At 72.1% G+C, this 20514-nt stretch carries 16 protein-coding genes; 7 read left to right on the plus strand and 9 right to left on the minus strand.

Annotated elements, in window-relative coordinates; all coding sequences use genetic code 11:
• Positions 1 to 41: 41 nt before the first annotated feature.
• Positions 42 to 1886, plus strand: coding sequence for a phospholipase C (locus ACO0M4_RS14005; RefSeq protein WP_430370365.1), 1845 nt, complete (start codon positions 42 to 44; stop codon positions 1884 to 1886).
• Between the two features lie 182 nt (positions 1887 to 2068).
• Here the strand turns inward: ACO0M4_RS14005 and ACO0M4_RS14010 are convergent, their stop codons facing one another.
• From ACO0M4_RS14010 to ACO0M4_RS14020, 3 genes are all read right to left on the minus strand, one after another.
• A complete protein-coding gene (locus ACO0M4_RS14010; RefSeq protein WP_430370366.1) occupies positions 2069 to 2773 on the minus strand; it encodes a LysE family translocator in 705 nt (234 codons plus the stop codon).
• A 303-nt stretch (positions 2774 to 3076) separates the two neighbouring features.
• Complete coding sequence (locus ACO0M4_RS14015) at positions 3077 to 4138, minus strand: PucR family transcriptional regulator (protein WP_430370368.1); 1062 nt, start codon at positions 4136 to 4138, stop codon at positions 3077 to 3079.
• A gap of 287 nt (positions 4139 to 4425) precedes the next feature.
• On the minus strand, positions 4426 to 4992 hold the full coding sequence (locus tag ACO0M4_RS14020) for a rhodanese-like domain-containing protein (RefSeq protein ID WP_430370370.1): 567 nt from the start codon (positions 4990 to 4992) through the stop codon (positions 4426 to 4428).
• Between the two features lie 246 nt (positions 4993 to 5238).
• Between ACO0M4_RS14020 and ACO0M4_RS14025 the strand changes: the two genes are divergently transcribed.
• Positions 5239 to 5901, plus strand: coding sequence for a TetR/AcrR family transcriptional regulator (locus tag ACO0M4_RS14025; protein ID WP_430370372.1), 663 nt, complete (start codon positions 5239 to 5241; stop codon positions 5899 to 5901).
• 4 nt (positions 5902 to 5905) lie between these two features.
• Here ACO0M4_RS14025 and ACO0M4_RS14030 read toward each other — a convergent pair whose 3' ends face one another.
• On the minus strand, positions 5906 to 6820 hold the full coding sequence (locus ACO0M4_RS14030; RefSeq protein ID WP_430370373.1) for a PE-PPE domain-containing protein: 915 nt from the start codon (positions 6818 to 6820) through the stop codon (positions 5906 to 5908).
• A gap of 634 nt (positions 6821 to 7454) precedes the next feature.
• Positions 7455 to 8936 carry a DUF4334 domain-containing protein gene (locus ACO0M4_RS14035; protein WP_430371376.1) on the minus strand — a complete coding sequence of 494 codons (1482 nt, stop codon included), beginning with the start codon at positions 8934 to 8936 and terminating at the stop codon, positions 7455 to 7457.
• A 249-nt stretch (positions 8937 to 9185) separates the two neighbouring features.
• Here ACO0M4_RS14035 and ACO0M4_RS14040 point away from each other — a divergent pair, with 249 nt between their 5' ends.
• The 3 genes from ACO0M4_RS14040 (at position 9186) to ACO0M4_RS14050 (ending at position 13098) form a co-directional block, all read left to right on the plus strand.
• The gene (locus ACO0M4_RS14040) at positions 9186 to 10730 is read left to right on the plus strand and encodes a prenyltransferase/squalene oxidase repeat-containing protein (RefSeq protein WP_430370374.1); all 1545 of its coding nucleotides are present in this window, start codon (positions 9186 to 9188) and stop codon (positions 10728 to 10730) included.
• 117 nt (positions 10731 to 10847) lie between these two features.
• The gene (locus ACO0M4_RS14045; RefSeq protein ID WP_430370376.1) at positions 10848 to 12182 is read left to right on the plus strand and encodes a cytochrome P450; all 1335 of its coding nucleotides are present in this window, start codon (positions 10848 to 10850) and stop codon (positions 12180 to 12182) included.
• A 106-nt stretch (positions 12183 to 12288) separates the two neighbouring features.
• Positions 12289 to 13098: an SDR family NAD(P)-dependent oxidoreductase gene (locus tag ACO0M4_RS14050; RefSeq protein ID WP_430370378.1), complete on the plus strand. Its 810-nt coding sequence runs from the start codon at positions 12289 to 12291 to the stop codon at positions 13096 to 13098.
• Between the two features lie 58 nt (positions 13099 to 13156).
• Here the strand turns inward: ACO0M4_RS14050 and ACO0M4_RS14055 are convergent, their stop codons facing one another.
• Positions 13157 to 14146 carry a GlxA family transcriptional regulator gene (locus ACO0M4_RS14055; protein ID WP_430370379.1) on the minus strand — a complete coding sequence of 330 codons (990 nt, stop codon included), beginning with the start codon at positions 14144 to 14146 and terminating at the stop codon, positions 13157 to 13159.
• A 278-nt stretch (positions 14147 to 14424) separates the two neighbouring features.
• Here ACO0M4_RS14055 and ACO0M4_RS14060 point away from each other — a divergent pair, with 278 nt between their 5' ends.
• Positions 14425 to 15015, plus strand: coding sequence for an isochorismatase family protein (locus ACO0M4_RS14060; RefSeq protein ID WP_430370381.1), 591 nt, complete (start codon positions 14425 to 14427; stop codon positions 15013 to 15015).
• A gap of 99 nt (positions 15016 to 15114) precedes the next feature.
• Here the strand turns inward: ACO0M4_RS14060 and ACO0M4_RS14065 are convergent, their stop codons facing one another.
• The gene (locus tag ACO0M4_RS14065) at positions 15115 to 15588 is read right to left on the minus strand and encodes an N-acetyltransferase family protein (protein WP_430370383.1); all 474 of its coding nucleotides are present in this window, start codon (positions 15586 to 15588) and stop codon (positions 15115 to 15117) included.
• Positions 15589 to 15715: 127 nt separating this feature from the next.
• Between ACO0M4_RS14065 and ACO0M4_RS14070 the strand changes: the two genes are divergently transcribed.
• Positions 15716 to 16420, plus strand: coding sequence for a DUF2470 domain-containing protein (locus ACO0M4_RS14070; RefSeq protein WP_430370384.1), 705 nt, complete (start codon positions 15716 to 15718; stop codon positions 16418 to 16420).
• 145 nt (positions 16421 to 16565) lie between these two features.
• Here the strand turns inward: ACO0M4_RS14070 and ACO0M4_RS14075 are convergent, their stop codons facing one another.
• Together ACO0M4_RS14075 and ACO0M4_RS14080 are read right to left on the minus strand one after the other, a co-directional pair.
• Positions 16566 to 17345 carry an aminotransferase class IV gene (locus ACO0M4_RS14075; protein WP_430370385.1) on the minus strand — a complete coding sequence of 260 codons (780 nt, stop codon included), beginning with the start codon at positions 17343 to 17345 and terminating at the stop codon, positions 16566 to 16568.
• A gap of 153 nt (positions 17346 to 17498) precedes the next feature.
• A complete protein-coding gene (locus ACO0M4_RS14080) occupies positions 17499 to 20498 on the minus strand; it encodes an amino acid adenylation domain-containing protein (RefSeq protein WP_430370387.1) in 3000 nt (999 codons plus the stop codon).
• Positions 20499 to 20514: the final 16 nt, after the last annotated feature.

Below are 20514 nucleotides of genomic sequence, written 5' to 3' on the forward strand. Positions count from 1 at the left end.
CGTACGGAGCAACCGCGAACCGCCCGGAGGATGAGAACCACATGGCCATCAGGGGAAAGACCCAAGCGATACGGATGGTGGGTGCCGTCGCCGGCGCCGCGGCGCTCGCCGCGTTGGGCGGGGGAGCCCCGGCACTGGCGGCCGGCGGCCCGCACCCCGGCACCTCCGGAACCGCCACCCCCATCAAGCACGTAGTCGTCCTCTTCGACGAGAACATCTCGTTCGACCACTACTTCGCCACCTACCCCAAGGCCGCGAACACCGACGGGACGAAGTTCACCCCGTCCCCGAAGACCCCCCGGGACATCGACAACCTGCGCACCGCCGGGCTGCTCAAGCACAACCCGAACCAGTACCTCCCCAAGCGGCTCACCCCGCAGCAGGCCATGACCTGCGACCAGAACCACGAGTACGGCCCCGAGCAGTACGCGTACCACGGCGGCAAGGCCGACCAGTTCGTCCAGAACACCGACTCCGGCAAGTGCTCCGGCGGCCTCTTCGGCGAGCCCGGCCTGGTGATGGACTACTACGACGGCAACACCGTCACCGGCCTGTGGAACTACGCCCAGCACTACGCCCTCAACGACCGCTCCTTCGGCTCGGTCTACGGGCCCTCCAGCCCGGGTGCGATCAACCTGGTCTCCGGCCAGACCCACGGTGTGATCTCCACGGACCCGACCTCGGGCACCGAGGACCCCAAGCAGACCGCCAAGCCGGACGGTTACGCCGTCCAGTCGCCGGACGCCCGGGGCGTCGGCACGATGATCAACGACCCGGACCCGGCGTACGACGACTGTTCCGGCAAGGACCACACCGGCAAGAGCGCGCTCGCCGCGATGCAGGGCCGCAACATCGGCGACCTGCTCAACACCCGTAACGTCAGCTGGGGTTGGTTCCAGGGCGGCTTCCGGCCCAGCACCCCGTGGGACGGTCAGCAGGGCCACTACGCCCAGTGCCACGGCACCACCCACGCCAACGTCGGGGGAGCGGCCGTCGCCGACTACAGCCCGCACCACGCCCCCTTCCAGTACTACAAGTCCACGGCCAACCCGCACCACCTGCCGCCCAAGAGCGTCGACGAGATCGGCCACGCCGGCCAGGCGAATCACAACTACGACCTGACCGACTTCGACGCCGCACTGCGCGCGGGCAAGCTGCCGGCCGTCAGCTTCCTCAAGGCCGCCGCCTACCAGGACGGCCACGCCGGCAACTCCGACCCGATCGACGAACAGCACTTCCTCGTCGACCAGATCAACCGCATCCAGCAGTCGCCGCAGTGGAAGGACACCGCCGTCGTCGTCGCCTACGACGACTCGGACGGCTGGTACGACCACGCCTTCGCCAAGCCGCGCAACGGCTCCAAGGACACCGCCGCCGGTTCCGACGGCAAGTCCACCGACAGCCCGGCCTGCCAGTCCGGCCCGGCGGCCGCGGGTGGCTACCAGGACCGCTGTGGCCCGGGCACCCGTCAGCCGCTGCTGGTCATCTCCCCGTACAGCAGGACCAACCACATCGACCACACGGCCACCGAGCAGACCTCGATCATCAAGTTCATCGAGGACAACTGGCACACCGGTCGAGTCGGTGACGCCTCCTTCGACGCCCGCGCCGGCGCGCTGACCACGATGTTCGACTTCCGGCACCCGAACGACAAGCAGGTGCTGCTCAACGCCGACGGCTCGGTCAAGTCCGTCGGCCCGATCCGCCCGGTCAAGCCGGTCCAGACCAGCATCACCGCGGGCTCCGCGATGCAGAACACCGCGGCCGTCGACGACCGGTCCGGTTTCCCCGTCCTGCCCGTGAGCATCGGCGCGGCCGCGGTCGCCGCCGGCGCCACCGGCACCTTCTTCGCCCTCCGGCGCCGCCAGGGGCAGCGCACGGCCTGAATCGGGTGACCCCCGGGACCGCACCCTCCGCGCCCGGCCGGCCCACCGCCCACAGCGGTCGGCCCGGCCGGGCGCGGCACGTGTCCGGGGCGTTCCCACGGCCCTGATCCGGCACCCACAACTACCCGCCCGTCAGAGCGAGACCGTCACAGCAAGGCCGTCACAGCAAGACCGTTGCCGTACTAGGCCCGCTCCGTGAGCAGCAGGTTCGCGGCGAATCCCAGGAAGGCGAGGCCGCTGATCTGCTCCATGCGGCGCCGGACGGACGGGCGCCGGACGCGCTCACCCAGGGCGGCGGCGGCCGTGGTGACGACCCAGTACCACAGCGCCAGTTCGAGGACGTCGATCGCGGTGAGCAGCAGGGTCGCGCCGAACGCCGGGGTGTCGTGCGGGAGGAACTGCGGGATCAGGCTCATGTAGAAGATGCCGGCCTTGGGGTTGAGCAGATTGGTGCCGATCCCGGCCCGGAAGGCGGCCCACCGCCCCTGCGCGGCCGTCCCGGCCGCCGCTGCGGACATCGGCTCCGGAGTGGTGTCCGCGGTCGCAGCGGCGGCCGCGGGCTCCCCGGCCGCCCCGCTCCCCGCGCGCCGCCGGGCCTGCCACAGCGCCGAACCGCCCAGCCACACCAGGTAGAGGGCGCCGCCGATCCGTAGCGCGTCGAAGGCCAGCCGGGACGCGGTCAGCAGCGCCGTCAGGCCGACGGCGGTGGCCAGGCCCCACGCCAGGCAGCCGGTCAGGATGCCGAGCGCGGCGGCCCGACCGCCGGTCCGGCCGTGTGCGAGGGAGGTGCGCAGGACGAGCATGGTGTCCAGTCCCGGGGTGATGTTGATGAGCGCGGCCACACCCGCGAACCATAGAAGCGCGGTGAACATGTCATGAGTGAACATGCCATGAGCCTAGGAGGTCGTCGTCGATCCGTCCCCGCGGTTGCCCTGCCACCGGCCGTCCCGGGTAGGGCACTTCCGCTACCGCTGCGAGGTGGTCGGCCAGGCCCGCCCGCACAAGGACGGCGTGCTCCGCTCCGAACTGGAGAGCCTGGAGCGCGTCTGGCACAAGTACAAGATCACCCGCAAGTACGAGCAGACCTACCGGGACGGCAGCGGCAACCGCCGGCGAACGCACCCGCCCGCGCCCGGCTCACCGCCCGCGCCCGGCTCCCGGCGCACCGCCCGTGCGGCGTACCGCGCCGCTCACAGCTCCTGGGCGGGCCAGTCCAGCAGCCGCGCGCCGATCACGGCGGTATGCAGGGTGTACCGGTGCACCGGATCGGCCGGATCCGCGCCGGTGAGCTGGTGCACCCGCGCCAGCCGATAGGTCAGCGCCCGCACGCTCAGCGACAGCCGTCGGGCCGCCTCCGCCGCTATGCACCCCGCGTCGAAATACACCGCCAGGGTCTCCAACAGCGGCCCGGCCCCGCCCCGGGCCTCCCGCAACGGCCCCAGCGTGCTGAGCACCAGGTCGGCCATGGCCTGCCGGTCCCGGGTGAGCACCGGGTAGACCAGCAGGTCGGCGGCGTACAGCACGGGGTCGCCGAGCCCCATCCGGTCGGCCAACTCCAGCGCGTTGAGCGCCTCTTCGTAGGACTGGACGATGCCCCCGGCGCCGCCGTGCGTCCGGCCGACCGCCACCCGGCCCCCACCCATGGCGGTGCGCGACTCCCGGGCGAAGTGTGCCAGCACCTCCGCCGGATCGCCCGGCGCGATGCAGATCAGCCGCCCTTCCTTCGTGGTCAGCAGCAACTGCCGGTCCCCGAACCGCCCCACCAACGCCTGCTGCACCCGGCGGGCCACCGGGTCGGCCTCCGCGTATGCCACCGAGCCCTCGGCCACCGCGACCGCGTGGGCGTGCGAGAGCCGCAGTCCGAAACGTTCCGCCCGCTCCGCCAGCCGCCCCAGGTCGCTGCCCCCGTAGAGCAGGTCGTCGATGAACTCCCGCCGGGCGGCCTCCTCCTGGCGCACCGCGAGGTGCTGCGCGCGTTCGTAGCCGCCGGCCAGCGCGTCCACCGCCTGGGCCAGCGCCGCCAGCACGCTGTCGGCCGGCGCCGACGCGGACCGCGGCCAGGCCGCCCGGGCGACCGCGAGGTGCGCATTGACCAGGGCCCGCAGGCTGTGCCCCTCCTCGGCGGCCCGTTCGCCCGCGGCGCGCCGCGCCTGGAGCTCGTCGCGATTCAGCCGCCGCCCGGTCCGTGCCACATCGGTGAGGACCCCCGCGTACCCGGCCAGGAATTCCTCGGGCAGCTCCCGCCCCGTCACGCGTTCCCCACTCCTCGGTGTGTTTTCTTGACGTTCCCTTGACACTTTCTTAACACAAAGGGGGTGTGGGGCGTCCAGGCGAGCGACGGCCGGGGGAGCACCGGCCGCACGCGGGCCACGTGGAGATCGGGTCGGGTGACGGGACGGCCCGGCGACGATCGGCCGGCCGCTCACGCCCGTTGACACGTCCGGTCGGTGAGTTGGGGCGGCGGCACCGTCCCGACCGGCGCCCGGAGCCGGGCAGGGCAGGAACGGTGCCAGTCACCGCGCCGCCGGCGCACCCTCCTTCAGCCGCCGAGGGCGGTCAGCGTCGCGTCGAGGTCGATGGCGCGGGGTTGGTTGTGGGGGAGCTTGGCGAGGACCCGGGCCATGCCGCAGGTGTCGGTGACGGCGGAGAAGACCAGTCCGCCGGCGACTCCCGCGGACAGCCAGCGGGCGGCGGCCCAGCGCCGGCCGGTGAGCAGTCCGGCCAGGACGAGGGCACCGGCGGCGAGCCGGACCTGGCGTTCCATCGCCCAGACCGGGCGGGCGCCGGCCAGGCGGTGGACGTCGTGCCCGAGCCGGGTCCAGTTGCCGGTACCGCCGGAGAGGGTGACGGCAGGGACGCCGTGCGCGGCGAGGCGCTCGCGTGCCTGGGCGGAGCGGACACCGGAGGCGCAGACGACGACGAGGTCGCCGCGCCCGGCTGCGGTCCGCAGGACGTCGAGCGCCGCATCGAGAAGGTCCAGGGGGATGTTGTGGGCGCCGGGCAGGTGGCCGGCGGCGTATTCGCCGGGGGTCCGCACGTCGATCACGGTGAGCTCGGCCAGGCGTGCGCTGACCTGGTCCGGGGTGAGTTCGGTAGCAGTGCTCATGAAGATCGTTCCGTTCTCGTGGGTGGTGCCCCCCCTTCGGTAGAATACCCATAGGGGTATATCGACGGGAGTCGCTGTGGACTGGCGATGGCGGCCGAGGCGGCGGCACCCACGCCGGAGAAGGTGGGAAGGCTCCGTGCGGGGTCCCGCCCACCCCGCAGTCACGGTCGGGCACCATCACAGGGGTGGCCGCGGCGGTCACCGGCCGGCGCCGTGCGCCCGATCAGACGCTACGTGGAGGCAACAGTGGCCGAGTCCCTGCGGAACGCTGCACGGCCCGGGCCGCTACCCAACGGTCGGCACCACCTCAGCCGCGCGGAGGTGGTGGCCTCGCAGCGGGTGCGGATGCTGACCGCGCTCGCGGACGCGATGAAGGACAAGGGGTACGTGGGGACTTCGGTCGCCGAGGTCATCCGGCGCGCCGGGGTGTCGCGGGAGACCTTCTACCAGCAGTTCCGGTCCAAGGAGGACTGCTTCGTCCAGGCCCTCGACGCCGCCACGCACCAACTGGCGGGCCTGTTGGAGACGGCCTGGCAGTCGGCGGACGGCTCCCCGGAGGCGACCCGGCCGGTCGCGCCGGAGGAGACCTTCCGCCGACTGCTGCGCCTCTATCTGCACACCCTCACCGAACGGTCCGCCTTCGCGCGGCTGTTCCTCGTCGAGGTGTACGCCGCCGGGCCCGAGGCGATGGCCCGGCGCATGGCGTGGCAGCTACGGTTCGCGGACGCCATCGCCGAGATCTTCCAGGTGGGCGCGGAGGGCGGTGCGGACGAGCGGCGCTTCGACTGCGAGGCCCTGGTCGCGGCCGCGGCACACCTGGTCACGGTGCACCTGGTCGCGGACGACGTGCAGGGCATCCGTGGGTTGGAGGATCCGCTCGTCCGTCTCGCCGTACGGCTGCTGGGCTGAGCGGCTAGCCGGCCGCGGGGAGCCAGGCGACGTTCCCCAGCTGGTTCCGTAGGTTGGCGGGAAGCAGTGGTGTCACCAGCGAGCGGTAGCCGGCCATCTGCTGCCGGCTCTCGGTGAGGTTTCCCTTGAACAGCTCGTGGGGTGTCCTGCTCGGGATCGGCAACCCCGGGCCGCAGATCGGAATCTTCGGTGCCTGACGGTTGAGTTGGTCGCCCCCGCCGGAGACGGCGTGCGGGTCGATGGGGTAGCCGTGGTCACCGGTCAAGTAGCCGACCACGCCGTTGGCGAAGCACGCCAGGTTCGTGATCACGTTCTCGGAGTAGCAGATGCCGTCGTTGGTGTTGCAGATCTCCTTGACCGTCAAGTCGCCGAAGCCGCGCGGCCCCTTCATGGTCATGCCCGGCAGGATCGTCGGCAGGTTGGTCTCGATGCCGCCCGGGCCGCCGTTCGCACCGGGCCGCCGGGGATCCCCGTAGAGCACGCCGTTGATCTGGTCGTGCGGGACGGCGTCGCTGCCGGAGAGGGCGGCCAGCTCGTCGCCCGCGACGATGGCGCCCTGCGAATAGCCGGCGATGGTGAGGTGACTGGCCCCGCAGGCGCCGTGGAACTCCTTTACCGCGGAGTCGAGTTTGGCGATGCCCTCGGCCACGGAGTCGTCCAATGACACGGTGTCGCCCGGATACGGGGCGATCGACGCCGAGTAATGGATCTTCGTGAAGGCCACGCCCTCGGGAAGCCTGGCGTTACTGGGGTCGTAGACCCCCGCATCGGGATCGAGGTGACCGCCGACCTCGAAGATCATGGTGTTCGGGCAGTCGGCCCGGGGCTGTGCCTGTGGGGCGGCCACGGCTTGCGGCACGCTCAGCCCCAGGACGGGCAGCGCGGCAAGTAATGCGAGGAACGATCGTGCCTTTCGCATGTGCACCTCGTCTCGAATGGGCTTGGGCGGAACGGGAGTTCCGGCCCAGTGCGACGCCAAAGGTAGCGCTGAGCGAGCTTCTGCGAACAGGGATGTTCGTGAAAGTACGGTGTGCGTGAGGGGCGTGTCGTGGCGGTGCGGAGCGTTCCGGGGCGGCCGGCCCGGGGAGCCGAACCTACGGAAACCGCTGCTCGTCCCTGGTCGCCAGTGCGCCGACGGATGGACTCTGTTTGTGAATGTCGTGCGGTGTGGGGCGGGGGTGGGAATTTTCGGAGCCGGCCGTTCCAGGCAGCACGGAAGGCGGTGCCGCGGCCAGGCGGTCAGCCCCGATCGGCATCAACCGACCCTCACGCTACGGATGTTGGGGAATCCCAGTAGGTGCCACCAGGCGCCACCAGGCGCCACCAGGCGCCACCAGGCGCCAGGAGGCGGCAAGGGGCGGCAAGGGGTGTCGGAGGTCAGACGAGGGCGGTGACCAGCGGGGCGGGATCCGGCGTGCACTGGCGGACCGGCCGGCGGGGCGGCACCGCGGCGGCTCGTGGTCCTGGCGGAACGGTTGGCGGGGCGCTGACCGCGGTCACCGCCACGGCAGGGCCGCGCCCCGTTAGTTGCCGTCCGTGCGGAATCGTGCTGGTCACCCGCCGTCGCCGGGTGGTGGGGGCACCGGCCGGGGTACGCGGGTGAGGTGGAAGAAGAAGTCCGCTGGGTCCCCCTTCTTGTCCATCACGCACAGCAGGACGTCGTCGGTGAGCCGACGGAAGTGGTCGATGACGGGCAACTGGTCGTAGACCATCGCCGTGGACTGCTTGCCGCGGAAGACCACCCCGCGCAACGTCGCGAGGCCCATCTCCTCGAACGAGAAGACCGCCCCCTGCTCGTCGCGGCACAGCAGCGGCTCGACGTGATCGGCGTCGACGAACCGCTTGCCGTACCACCGCATCTGCGCCAGCAACGCGGCGTTCTCGCTGGTCCGCTCGAACCCGCCGCCCTGCCAGGTGCCGATGAGGAGGGCGGTGTCGACCGGTTCGAGCCGGTCGAAGAGTTCGGCCAGCTTCGTGCTGTCGTACTCCCCTCCGGACGCGATGACGTCCAGGACTTCCTGCTCGATGTCCATGGGCGGGGCCTCCTTCGGCCGGTGGGCGAACGGGGTGTGCCGGGTGTGTGCGGCGCCGTCCGGCTCGCCCGGCAGAGCAGCGGAGACCGCCCGGCCGGGCCGTACGGGGTCGAAACGGTGGTACATCCGCGCGTGCCAGAGCACCACCCGCTCCAGCGCCACCGCGGAACCATACCCGGCCGAGGTGAGCGGAGCCAGGGCCCGCCGGCAGGTGCCCAGCGCTGCCTCGGCCCGTTCGTACGCCTCCGGTTCGCTCAGGCCGATGGCGAGTGCGTCGACCTTCCCCTCGTGCTGTTCCCGGTGGTGGCCGCGGAGATCGTTGAGCAGCCGGATCGCGATCGCGGCCTGGCGCAGCGCGCCGAGCAGCACGGGGAGGCGGCGGGACAGACCCGGCTCGTCCATGAGGGCCCACAGGGCGGTGACCTGCTGTTCTACGCCGATGGTCCAGGCGCCGTGCTCCAGATACTCCGTCAGTCGCGGTGCTCCGCCACCCGCGTTCGCGGTCCGCGCCGCCGCGCGTTCGCGGTCCATGCCCGTCAGGGTCTGGTGCATGCTTTTCCGCCAGAGGGCGACGAGTTCGGGCCGACCGCCGTGGTGCAGGCCCTCGGCGATCTCCGCCAGTGCGCGCGCCATCGGATCGATGCTGGCGCTGCCGTTCTCGCGCCCGGCGAGGACCCGGTGCCAGGTCCGGACACGGGCGTCCGCCGGATCCGGGCCGGCGGAGTCCGATGCATTCCGGACATCCAAGGTGTTCCCGTCACCTGGCTCCTCCCGACCCCGCGGTCTCCTCGACGGGTCCGGTTCGCCTGGCGTCTCCGGTGCCTCCGGTGCGTCCAGGACGTTGTCGATCGCCATCAGCCACAGCGTGAGCCGGGAGATCTGATAGCAGGTCTCCGAAGGCAACCACGGGGTGAAGAACGCCGTTTGAAGGCACATCAGGGGGACGAGCGCGGTGCTCACGGGCAGTCCGAGCCCTTTGAGCCAGATCTCCAGCCGCGGCATGTTCTGCAATGCGGCGGAGCATGTGTCCGCTATGGAAACGATCTCTCGGGGAGGGTGGCAGGCAGGTCGCGAAGTGTCCACGCCGTCAGGCTACGTCCGGCCCGTCGACCTCCGTTCGGCGCCAGGGACAGCGGAAGCGGAACCCGGAGAAGTCGAAGCAAGATCAGGAGAAGCAGGGGCCCGATGTCAAACGGACGTGCTGAACCCGCCATACCGGACGCGCACTTATCGCCGGCCCTCCTACGCCGTGTGAACCGCGCCTCCGCCCTCGCCACCCGGCACCTCCTCACCACCCAACGGGACAACGGTTCCTGGCTCGCCGTCCCCGACCCCCGCATCACCGAGACCGCACTGTGCACGCTGGCCCTGGCGCGCTCACCGATCCCCGGTGCCGCCCGCGCCGCCGAGCGCGGCAGGGCGTGGCTCGCCGCCGGCGCCGCCCCGCAGCGCCACCATCCGGTGGCCCATGCCGTGGAGACCGCGCTGCTCTCGCTGGCCCTGGACACCGGTGAGACCGTCGACGTCAGCCATCCCGCCTTCGCGGACCGGGCCTTCTCGGCCCGCGCCAGGCTCCTTCAGGCCGTCGCCCTGCACACCGCCCGACCGGCCCGTGTCGGCCCCGAACCCACCGCACTGCGCACACGACTGGCCGCCGCCGTCGCAGCCCCGGGTCGGCTCAAGCGCTGGACCCAGGTGGAACTCTGGTCCACCCACGCCCTGGTGGAGAGCCACTTCGGCGACCAGATGTCCGCCCGGCGTACCGCCCGGATGATCGCCGACCAGCAATCCCCGTCAGGTGACTTCTTCGCCAACCCGGTCACCACCGCACTCGCGGCCCTCGCGCTCCAGGCAGCCGCCCCCGGCACGGTCGCCACCCGACGCTGCGCCGAGCACCTGATCACCAGTCAACTTCTCGACGGGACCTGGCGCTTTGTCTCCAGCGATGTCTGGGACACCACGCTGACCGTGCGGGTCTTCCGCGGTGCCGCGGCCTTCGACCGACGCGGGCTGCCGGCCGCCGTGGCGTTCCTGGTCGCGGCACAGAACCCGGACGGCGGATGGCCGTACCGCTCGGGCGTCGAGTCCGACAACGACACCACCGCGGCCGCCCTGATCGCCCTGGACGGCGCGAGCGGCGCGCCCGGTACGACGATCCGGGCCGGCCTGCGTCACCTGGCCGGGCAGCAAACGCCCGACGGGCTCTGGCGGACCTGGCAGTCCGCCGGTGACCCTCCGGTGGACGACGTGATCGCCCATGTCGTCACCGCTTTGGACCGCCACTCCGGCCGTCACCGGGTACCGCTGGCCGCGGCGCGCGACTGGCTCACCAAGCGCTTTGCCGAACAGAAGTGTTGGCATGCCGGGTGGTACCGGGGCCCCGCGTATGCCACCGCCGAGGTGCTGCCGGCGCTCGACGCGGCAGCCCACGAGGGCGGCCACCCCGCTGCCCGGGCGCTGGCCGAAACCCGTAATCCCGACGGTGGTTGGCCCGTCGAGCCGGGCGGCCCGAGCGCACCCGTCGCCACCGGGATCACGCTCGCCGCCCTGGAACGCAGCGGCGTCCTCGACGACGCGTACTGGCTGCCGGGGCTCGGCCATCTCATGGACACCCAGCGTGCTGACGGTACGTGGCCGGGTGTGCCGCTCATGTACGGCCCGCGCCCGCTCCTGACGCACTTTCCCACCCAGAATCATGCGCTCGCCGCCGATGGCCTCTTCGCCGGCCTGCGTCGCCTCCGCGCCGCCGCGGGGGCCGGCCCGGGGGCCGCCGCCCCTGCACACGAGCCACGCTGACGTGCGCCCGGGGACGAGGAGAAGCGACATGGGCAGAAGCGACATGAGCCGGGGCTGTGTGAGCTGGGGTGGCATGAGCAGGAGCGGTACGGGAGGTTCGGCATGTGGAGGAGCGGCATGAGCAGGGCCGTCGTCGCCCCGGGCCGGGTGCCGCTGGTGGGGCACGCCCCGTCGCTGCACCGTGACGCGCTGCGTTTCCTCTGCGAGCTGCGGCACCACGGCCCGGTGACGAAGATCTACATCGGCCCGCGACCGGTGCATGTCGTCAACGACCCTGAAAACATCAGGGAGTTGCTGACGGTCCAGGCTCGCTCCTTCGACAAGGGTGCGATGTTCGACGCCTTGCGCGTCCCGCTCGGCGACGGGCTGATCACCGCCGCCGGCGACCGCCACCTCCGGCACCGCAGGCTGGTGCAACCCGCCTTCCACCACGAGCGGATCGCCCGCTACGCGCGGATCATGTCCGAACGGTCCCAGGCCCGGGCCGACGGCTGGGAGCCCGGCACCACCCGCGATCTGGTGCCGGAGATCCACCGCCTGACCCTCGACGTCCTGCTGCGCACCCTCTTCGCGGAGCCGCAGGACCCCGGCCTGAACGCCGCCGTCAAGGACTGGCTGTCCGTCAAGTACCACTCGATGCGCCTGGCCCTGTCCCCGCTGTACGCCTGGGCCGAACGCCTCCCGTTGCTACCGGGTTGGCGTCCGCCGGACGCCGGTCCGCTGCAACGGCTGGTCGACGTCCAGCTGCGGATCATCGAGAGCTACCGTGCCGACGGGCGCGACCGCGGCGATCTGCTGTCGATGCTCCTGCTCGCGGGCGGCCCGGCGGGCGCGCTGACCGACGCCGAAGTGACCGACGAACTGATCACCCTCTTCCTGGCCGGGACCGGCACCGTCAGCGCGTCCCTGGCCTGGGCGCTGCACGAGATCTCGCGCCGTCCCGCCGTCCAACGACGGATCCACGACGAGCTCGACACCGTCCTCGACGGGCGACCGCCCCGATTCGAGGACCTGCCCGCACTGGTCTACACGCGGCAGGTGCTGACCGAAGTCCTGCGGCTGTACCCGCCGTCCTGGCTGCTGATGCGCCGTGCGGTGCGGCCCGTCACGCTCGGCGGCGTACCGCTCGCCCCGGGCGACGAGGTGTTCTTCAGCCCGTACGCCCTGCACCGCGATCCGCAACTGTACGAGGACCCCGAGCGTTTCGACCCCGACCGCTGGCCGGCCGACGCCGCCGCGAAGGCACCGCGTCACACCTTCCTGCCGTTCGGCGCGGGCAGCCGACTGTGCATCGGCGAAGACTACGCCTGGACCGAACTGACCCTGGCGGTGGCCGCGTTCATGGCCCACCGACGCCTGGCACCGGCCGGTTCCACGCCCGTACGGCCCCTGGTCGGCACCGTCCTGCGCCCGGACCGACTGCCACTGACCGCGCAGGCCCGCCCCTCCTGACTCCACCCCGCTCCTCCTGACTCCACCCCGCTCCTCCTGACTCCACCCCGTCGCACCGTCCCGGCCGCCACCCGCTCGCCCCTCTTCCCCTCGGCAGGAGCCGCAGATGCCCACACCCGCCCCGCCCTCCGACGACGCGGCGCAGCCCCTCTCGCAGCCCCTCCCGCGGTCCGGTCGACTACGGGACCGGGTTGCCCTGGTGACCGGCGGAGCCTCCGGGATCGGCGCGGCGTGTGCGGCGCGCCTGGCCGCGGAGGGTGCGGTGGTGGTGGTCGCGGACCTCGACGAGGACGGTGCGACCCGGGTGGTCGGGCAGCTCGTCGAGGCCGGTGGTAGGGCGCTGCCCCGCCGGATCGACGTCACCGACCCGGACGACGTCGCCCGGGTCGTCGCGGACGCCGCCACCCTGCGAAACGGCTTGCGGATCGCGGTCAACAGTGCCGGGATCAACGGCCCGCTCAGCCCACTGGCCGACCTCTCGCCCGCCGACTTCGACACCGTGATGAAGGTGAACCTGTACGGCGTCTTCCACGCGATGCGCGCTCAGCTGCCCGCCATGGCCTCCACGGGCGGCGTCATCGTCAACCTCGCCTCCATCGCGGCGCATTCGGGCTTCCGCCGTCACGCCGCCTATGCCGCCGCCAAGCAGGGGGTCCTCGCCCTGACCAGGACCGCGGCGCGTGAGTACGCCGACCGCGGGATCCGGGTGCTGTCCGTATCGCCGGGCATCGTCGACACCCCCATGGTCGCCGCACTGCCGCCCCGGGCCACTGACGGTCTGCTCTCCGCCGTCCCCCTGGGGCGCACCGCCCAGCCGGCCGAAGTCGCCGCGCTCATCGCGTATTTGGTGTCCGACGACGCCTCGTACCTGACGGGCAGCGACCATGTGGTGGACGGTGGCTACCTGGCCAAGTGACGGTGGCTGTCCGGCCAGGCGGCCGACCGGGTCACCGCCGCCTCGCGACACGGGCCCGCTAGACGGACGACCGGAACCGGTTCCGATATTCCGTCGGTGTCGTGTTGAGCTTCCGGCGGAACGCGCGGACGAGGGTGTCGGTCGTGTTGAATCCGCAGGCGGACGCGACGCGTTCGAGGGTGTCGTCCGTGGATTCCAGTTGGTTGCGGGCCACTTCCACCCGGGCCGCTTCGATGTAGGCGGCGGGGGTCATACCGAGTTCGGTCTTGAAGATGCGGGTCAGTTGTCGTTCGCTCACCCGGGCGTGTGTGGCGAGCGTGGCGACGGTGAGGCTTTCGGCGATGTTGCGCGTGATGTGGTGGCGGAGCTCGTCCATGCGTCGGGTGGTCGAGACGGGTTCCATCGGGACGCTGAACTGGCTCTGTCCGCTGGGGCGTTTGAGATACATCACGAGCTGCCGGGCGACGCGCAGGGCGGCGGCCTCGCCGAAGTCGTCGGCCACCAGGGCGAGCGACAGGTCAAGGCAGGCACTGATGCCCGCGCCGGTCCACACCTCGCGGTCACGGATGAAGATCGGATCGGCGTCGACCTCGATCGCCGGGTGTTCGGCGGCGAGTTGCTGCGCGGTCGACCAGTGAGTGGTGGCGCGTCTGCCGTCGAGGAGTCCGGCGGCGGCGAGGATGTGCGCTCCGACGCAGACGGAGGCGATGCGCCGGGTCCGGCCGGCGAGCGTCTTCACCCAGTTGACCACGGTGGGGTCGGCGAGGGCGCGGATGCGGCGTTCGCCGTCGACCTCGACCGAACCCGGAACCATCAGGGTGTCGATGCTTCTCTTGGACACCTCGTGGAAGGTGGTGTCGGGGAGGACGCGGACCCCGGCGAAGGTGGTGACGGGGTCCATGGTCTCGGCGGCCAGCACGACGCGGTACCCCGCCGCGTCGTCCAACTCGCGTTGCAGCAGGGCGAACACCTCCGGCGGGCCGGTGACGTCCAGCAGGTCGACGCCGTCGAAGAGGACGACGACGATGAACCGTTCGATGCTGCTCAAGGGGGCTCCATCCGGCCGGTGATGGCGACGGCGACGGCCACGGTGATGGCGACGGCCACGGCGATGTGGGATGCGTGCCGCGCGGGGCGAGGTGCGTGGGGCGGGAAGAGGGGCGAGGTGCGTGGTGTGTGGCGCGCGAGGGGAGACGCGACGCCTCGTGGGTGTCCGGATCTGCAGGTTACATGTCATTGCCGACATGTGCGGTGCCTTCTAGCGTGGGAGACGGCCACCGCGTGATGGCCCTGACCATTCGACTTGCAGCCCGAGGGGACACTTCCATGCCTACGACGACCCTGCGCGAACTCAACGGTCTCGACCAGACTCCGGCGTCACTGGCCGACGCGACCCTGATCCTGGTCGACTACCAGAACACCTACACCCGTGGCGTGATGGAGCTGACGGGGTGGCGGCCCGCCCTGGACGCCGCCGCCGCACTGCTGGCCGACGCCCGGGCGGCCGGCGCGACGGTCATTCACGTCATGCACGACAGCGGGGAGGGGTCCGCGTTCGACATCCGCGCCGATATCGGCCAGATCCACCCCAGCGTGGCGCCCCTTGACGGTGAGCACGTCGTCGTCAAGGCCGCTCCCGATTCGTTCGTCGGCACCGACCTGGGTGAGCACGTCGACGCCGCCGGCAACAAGGACGTCATCGTCGTCGGATTCATGACCCATATGTGTGTGACCTTCACCGCGCAGGGCGCCTTCCTGCGCGGCAACCAGCCCACCGTGGTCGCCGATGCCTGTGCGACCCGGCCCCTGCAGACGGCGGTCGCCGAACAGCCCGCCGACCAGATCCACCACGGCGCCCTCGCCACGATCGCCGACGCCTACGGGGTCGTCGTCCCGTCCGCCGCGTCGCTGGGCTGAGCGTCGGCGCCGCGGGGGAGGCGGGAACGGGGCCCGCTGAACCCTCGCGCCGGCGCGGTGGGCCCTCGCCCCCGCGCCGGCGCGCCGACCCGACGTGGCCTACCGCGCGCCGTCCGCTCGCCAGCGCAGGGTCATGTCGGGCAGCGCCTCCATGTTGCGGCTGCCGTCGTTGGTGTCGACCACCGTGAATCCGTGCCGTTCGTAGAACGCCCGCGCACCGGTGTTCTGCTGGAAGACGTACAGCGACACCTCGCCGGGGCTGTCCTGCTTGACCTCGTCGAGGAGCAGCGTTCCGATGCCCTGACGCAGGACGTCCGGACGTAGGTACAGGTCGTGGAGCATGCCGCTCTCGGCGGCTGCGTAGCCGACGATCTCCGTGCCGCGCACCGCGACCCACGTCCGGTACTGCGTCAACACGAGATCCCGGACCCACTGGGTCACTTGGTCGTGGCTGCGCTTCTGCGGCGGCAGGTACGGCATGGTCGCCGCCCGAGAGGCCAGGTGGATGCGGGCGACCGAGGCCGCATCCGCCGCGTCCGCGCGTCGGATCACGGTCTTTCCGTCAGGAGTCATCGCAGGAAGCTACCGCGGCGGGGTGCGCGCCCGCCGGGCCGGGGTTCCTTCGCGCGCAGGGGTTCGAGGTGTAAGTTAGGTTAGGCAAACCTAAGTAGCCCTCCCCGGTTGCCCCTGGAGAACCCGGATGCGTCTTTTCAGTGCTCGCGCCAGTACACCGTCCGCCGCCGAGCGTGTCCGCTCGATCCTGGCCGCCGCCCACTCCATGACGGTGGTGAGCGACGGGCTGCACTCCGAACTGCGGCGGCTCGACGGCGCCGGCGCGATGGGCCACTTCCACCTGCACGCGCCCTGTCAGGGGGGCCGTGGCCAGGAGGCCGGGCGCGTCCCGGTCCGGCTGGAACTCACCGATATCGCGCCCACGTCCGTGCGCGACCGACTGCGGGCCCGCGTCACGGTGGCCGGACTGCTGGCCGCCCCGTACGACCCGGAGTCCACGAAGGGCACCTGCATGGAGTTCGGCCAAGCGGTCCTCGAAGACGCCGAGGGGCGCGCCTACGTCACCCTCGAAGCCCTGGAGGCCGCGGAACCCGACCCCGTGGCGACGAGTGAGGCGGGCATGCTGACCCACCTCGTCGACCACCACGCCGAACTCGTTCCACTGCTGCTGCGCCTGGTCCGTCCACTGCCGGGAGGCGGCGTGCTGCGCGTGCTCCCGGTGCGGATGGACCGCTACGGCCTGACCCTGCGCCTGGAATACGCGCACGGCCACCACGACGTCCGGCTGCCCTTCAGCACACCGCTCACCCACGTCGACCAGGCCGGCCCCCGGATCCACGCCCTCGCGGCAACGGCGCGCCGCCTCTCGCACACCCGTCACCTGCTGACCTGATCCGCGGACAGGCGCCGCGCCCGGCCGCCGCCCACGCCGACCGCACGGCCGGCTGCGCGAGCGCCGGACCGCCGCCGTGCGCCCGCCGTCCGACGCCTTCGGTCCCGGGCGGCTCGGCCAGCTCAACCGCCACCCCGTAGAGGCTTCAGAGGCGGTCGTCGGAGAGATCCAGATAACGTCGCCGCAGCACGTCGAGCATCCGGTGCTCCGGGTCCAGGGGCACGTCGTCGACGGCGGCGAGGGCCCGGACGCCGATCGCGGCGTTGGTGGCGAACGCGGCGCGCATCTCCGGGAGTTCCGCGAGGGGCACGGCACGCTGCTCCCACGGATGCGCTGCTTGGAGCAGACGCATGGTCACCCCCGGCAGCACCTTGGCCGCCGGCCACACGACGCGTTCCCGGGCGTCGATGAAACCGACGTTCCACGTCGCCCCTTCGGCCACGAAGGTGGTGTCCGGTTCGGTGAACAGCGCGTCGTCGAAGCCGGCCCGTTGGGCGGTCCGCCGGGCGGCCAACTGCCCGAAGAGCCCGACGTGTTTCACCTCGGGCATGTCCCGCTGGTACGCGACCGTAGTGACCCGCAGCGGCGACGACGCGTCCCCCACGGGTCGGCAGGTGACCAGGAGGTGCGGTTCGGCGTCGGCCCCTGGCCGCGCCACCCCCAGACCGGGATCGAACACGGTCACCCGCACGGCCAGCGAACCCGTCCGCCCGCCCACTGCCTGCCTGATGAGGGACCGCACGCGCTCCTGGTCCAGCGCGGCGTCGAACACGGTCCGGCAGTCGGCGTCCAGGCGGTCGAGGTGCAGGGACAGCCCCTTGACGCGCCCGTCGTCGATGCGCAGCGTGGTGAAGTGCCCGAAATTGGTGAGCGCCAGTGCCTTGAGCTCATCGACGCCGACCGGTTCACCATTGAGGTAGTCCATCGGCTCAGTCTGCCATCGCCGCAGGTGGCGCAGGTGGCGGTGGGCGCGGACCGCGCGGGCGCGATGCGGGCCCCGGGGCGGCGCGTGTCGTCCCGGGGCCCCCGCCGCGCCCGCACCGTTCGTCCGGTCCGGCGGGGACAGACCCCGGGCCCGTCAAGTCGTGCGGACCGTCTCGGCGAGACCGGCCACGCGCGTCAGGGTCGGCCGCGCGAGGAAGTCGGACGCCCGGCGGGTGAACGCCTCGGCTCCCGCGGCCCCGACGATCTCGCTGGCCACCTCCGCGACCATGGCGATCATCGCCAGCGAGTCCCCGCCCAACTGGTGGAAGTCGCTGGCCGGACCCATCCCGTCCGGTTCGGTGCCCAGCACCCGCGCCCAGATCTTCGCGACGGCCGCCTCGGTGTCGCTGAGCGCTGTCGCGTCACCGGGCGCCTCCGCGTCGGCGAACGGGTCGGGCAGCGCCGACACCGCGACCTTGCCGTTCACGGTGCGCGGGATCTCCGCGACCGCCAACATGGCCGCGGGCACCATGTACGACGGCAGGCGTTCGAGGAGATGGGCCGTCAGCTCCGCCATCTCGACCGCGGGGACGTCGGGCCGCGGCACGACGTAGCCGCACAACGCCCGGTCCGTGCGGCCGGGCGGGGTGCGGGGGACGACGACCGCGGCGGCGACCGCCGGGTGGGTCTCCAGCGTGAACGCGATCTCCGACGGTTCGATGCGGTGTCCGCGCACCTTGACCTGGTCGTCGACGCGCCCGCAGCACTCCACCTCGCCCGACGGCAGCCGGCGCGCCAGGTCTCCGGTGCGGTAGACGCGGGTGCCGTCGGCCAGGCGCACGAATTGCTGCCGGGTCAGGTCCGGGCGTCCGCGATAGCCACGGGCGAGCTGTACGCCGCCGATGGCCAGCTCGCCCGTCTCGCCCGGGGCGACGAAACGACGCTCCGCGTCGAGCAGGAACAGCGAAACCCCGTCCTGCGGCAGCCCGATCGGCACGTTCGCACCGGTGTCCCGCTCGGCGTCGAAGACGTGGTGGCTGACTCCGATGGTCGCCTCGGCCGGCCCGTAGAGGTTGATGATGCGGCATGCCGGGCCGAACACCTCGCGGGCCCGCAGCGCGAGGGCCCGGGTGAACTGCTCCCCGATCACCATCAGCGTGCCGACCGCGCCGGGGCGCAGCCCCAGCCGGGTGATCAGGTCGAGGTGCGACGGCGTCAGCGCGAGTGCGGTCGCACCGGCGTCGATCACCTCCTGCAACGACAGGTGGTCGAGCTCGTCGCGCATGAGCAGCAGCGTGCCGCCGACCAGGAACGGCAGGACCAGGGAGATCTGCGCGACGTCGAAGGAGAGCGAACACAGCAGGGGGAGCCGGGTGTTCGGGCCGATACCGTGCTCGCGCACCGCCCAGTCCGCGTAGTTGCTCAGGCTGCGGTGCTCGATGTCGACGCCCTTGGGCCGGCCGGTCGAGCCGGAGGTGTACACCACGTACGCCAGGTCCGACGGCGCGGGCGGCGTCGGCGGTGCGGCGGGATCGGACGCGTACGACAGCTCGTCCAGCACCAGCTGCTCGCAGCCGTCGGGCAGGAAGTCCCGCCCGTTGTGCGGGCGTTGGGTCAGGCACAGCGGCGCCCGCGCGTCCTGGAGCAGGGCGCGGATCCGCCCGTCCGGGTGCTTGGTGTCCATCGGGAGGTAGGCCGCACCGGCCAGCAGCGCCCCCCAGGCCCCGGATACCGCGGCCACCGAACGATCCGCGCACAGTCCGACGACCGTGTCCCGGCCGATGCCGCGGGCCCGCAGCTCCGCGGCGATCACCCGCGCCCGGCGGTCGAGTTCCGCGTAGCTCACCTCGCCTTCGGGGCCGCTGATCGCCACGGCGTCGGGCCGGGACCGCACCTGGTCCCGGAACAGCTCGACCACCGTCCGGTCCGCGGGCCCGGCGCCCCGGTCGGCCGGGACCGACGGCAGGAGCGTCGCCTGCTCCCGATGGGCGGCGGGCGACAGCGTCTCGCAGAGCGTGTCGAGCAGCTGCTCCGCCCGGGCCGCGGCCTCCTCGCCCGGCCACCAGGACAGGGTCAACTCGGTACGGCCTTCGGACTCCACGACGTTCAGGCCCAACGGGCTCGCCGGCTCGCGCGGGCAGAGCAGATAGACCGCGTTCGGCTCGAAGTCGTCGGTGGCGAACGCGTCGGGGGAGGTCCGGCCGAGACTGTTCACCCCGGCCAGTGAGGAGAAACGATCTGTCCGGCGCGCTTTACGGTCCACCCCGCGCACCGCCATGCGCAGCAGCCCGAGCGGCACCTTCAGCACCTCCGGCCCCGGCGCGCGCACGGTGCCCCGGCGTTCGGACAGCACCGTCAGCAGCTGCTGTTGGGTGGCCTCCCACCCCTCGTCCGGGGTGACCTGGAGCGAGACGGTGACCGCGAAATTGGACGTGGACCGCACCTCCGGGTGGAACGGCCGCAGGTCCACCGGAATGCTCACCGGCACCGTCTGTTGCCCCGACAGTCGCGCCAGTTCGGTGGCCAGCCGCGCGGCCACCGCCGGAAAGGTGCCGTCGATCGAGCGCCGCCACCAGCGGTAGCCGCCGAACCGCGCGTCCGCGGGCACGCCCAGCAGCGACGGGAGGACGAACTCCTGGTTCTTGGCGTCCGCCTGGCCGATCAGCGGGTCGTCCAGATCGGCCACGGTCGTCACCGACAGCGCACCCTCCGGCTCCTCACCGCGCAGCGCCCGGAAGACGTCCAGCGCCCACATGCGCAGCCCGCGCGCGTCCATCACCGCGTGCGAGGCGCGGAAGACGACGGCCGGGAACTCCCCGTCGAACAGCACGACTTCGCAGTACGCACCGCGCACCGGCAGGGGCCGCCGCAGTTCCGCGACGTCGTTGAGGGTGGTGCGGTCCAGCACCGTGCCGGCCGCGAACCGGACCGGCGGCGGCTGACCACTGTCCGACCAGCGGGAGCCGTGGCGGGCCAGCCGGGCGCCGGGGCAGGACGCCGAGGCCGTATCGACCGCCCGGCGGAGCTGTGCGGCCGCGATCCGGCCGGTGCCCTCGACGACGAGGTTGAGCACCGGCGACAGCGCGGCGGGAAACCCCAAGTACCAGTGCTCGAAGGGGACCACTGTTCTGGCGAAGCAGTCGGAGCTGGCCATGGTGGCTGGTTTTGAC

It is taken from the genome of Streptomyces sp. RGM 3693 (assembly GCF_050471125.1).
In the GTDB taxonomy this organism is placed as follows: domain Bacteria; phylum Actinomycetota; class Actinomycetes; order Streptomycetales; family Streptomycetaceae; genus Streptomyces.

Coding starts and splice junctions, on each gene's coding strand:
- ACO0M4_RS14050 (WP_430370378.1), top strand. CDS start 12,289: ATGCCCACACCCGCCCCGCCCTCCGACGACGCGGCGCAGCCCCTCTCG.
- ACO0M4_RS14065 (WP_430370383.1), bottom strand. CDS start 15,588: ATGACTCCTGACGGAAAGACCGTGATCCGACGCGCGGACGCGGCGGAT.
- ACO0M4_RS14060 (WP_430370381.1), top strand. CDS start 14,425: ATGCCTACGACGACCCTGCGCGAACTCAACGGTCTCGACCAGACTCCG.
- ACO0M4_RS14070 (WP_430370384.1), top strand. CDS start 15,716: ATGCGTCTTTTCAGTGCTCGCGCCAGTACACCGTCCGCCGCCGAGCGT.
- ACO0M4_RS14030 (WP_430370373.1), bottom strand. CDS start 6,820: ATGCGAAAGGCACGATCGTTCCTCGCATTACTTGCCGCGCTGCCCGTC.
- ACO0M4_RS14020 (WP_430370370.1), bottom strand. CDS start 4,992: ATGAGCACTGCTACCGAACTCACCCCGGACCAGGTCAGCGCACGCCTG.
- ACO0M4_RS14010 (WP_430370366.1), bottom strand. CDS start 2,773: ATGTTCACTCATGACATGTTCACCGCGCTTCTATGGTTCGCGGGTGTG.
- ACO0M4_RS14035 (WP_430371376.1), bottom strand. CDS start 8,936: ATGCCGCGGCTGGAGATCTGGCTCAAAGGGCTCGGACTGCCCGTGAGC.
- ACO0M4_RS14005 (WP_430370365.1), top strand. CDS start 42: ATGGCCATCAGGGGAAAGACCCAAGCGATACGGATGGTGGGTGCCGTC.
- ACO0M4_RS14045 (WP_430370376.1), top strand. CDS start 10,848: ATGAGCAGGGCCGTCGTCGCCCCGGGCCGGGTGCCGCTGGTGGGGCAC.
- ACO0M4_RS14080 (WP_430370387.1), bottom strand. CDS start 20,498: ATGGCCAGCTCCGACTGCTTCGCCAGAACAGTGGTCCCCTTCGAGCAC.
- ACO0M4_RS14075 (WP_430370385.1), bottom strand. CDS start 17,345: ATGGACTACCTCAATGGTGAACCGGTCGGCGTCGATGAGCTCAAGGCA.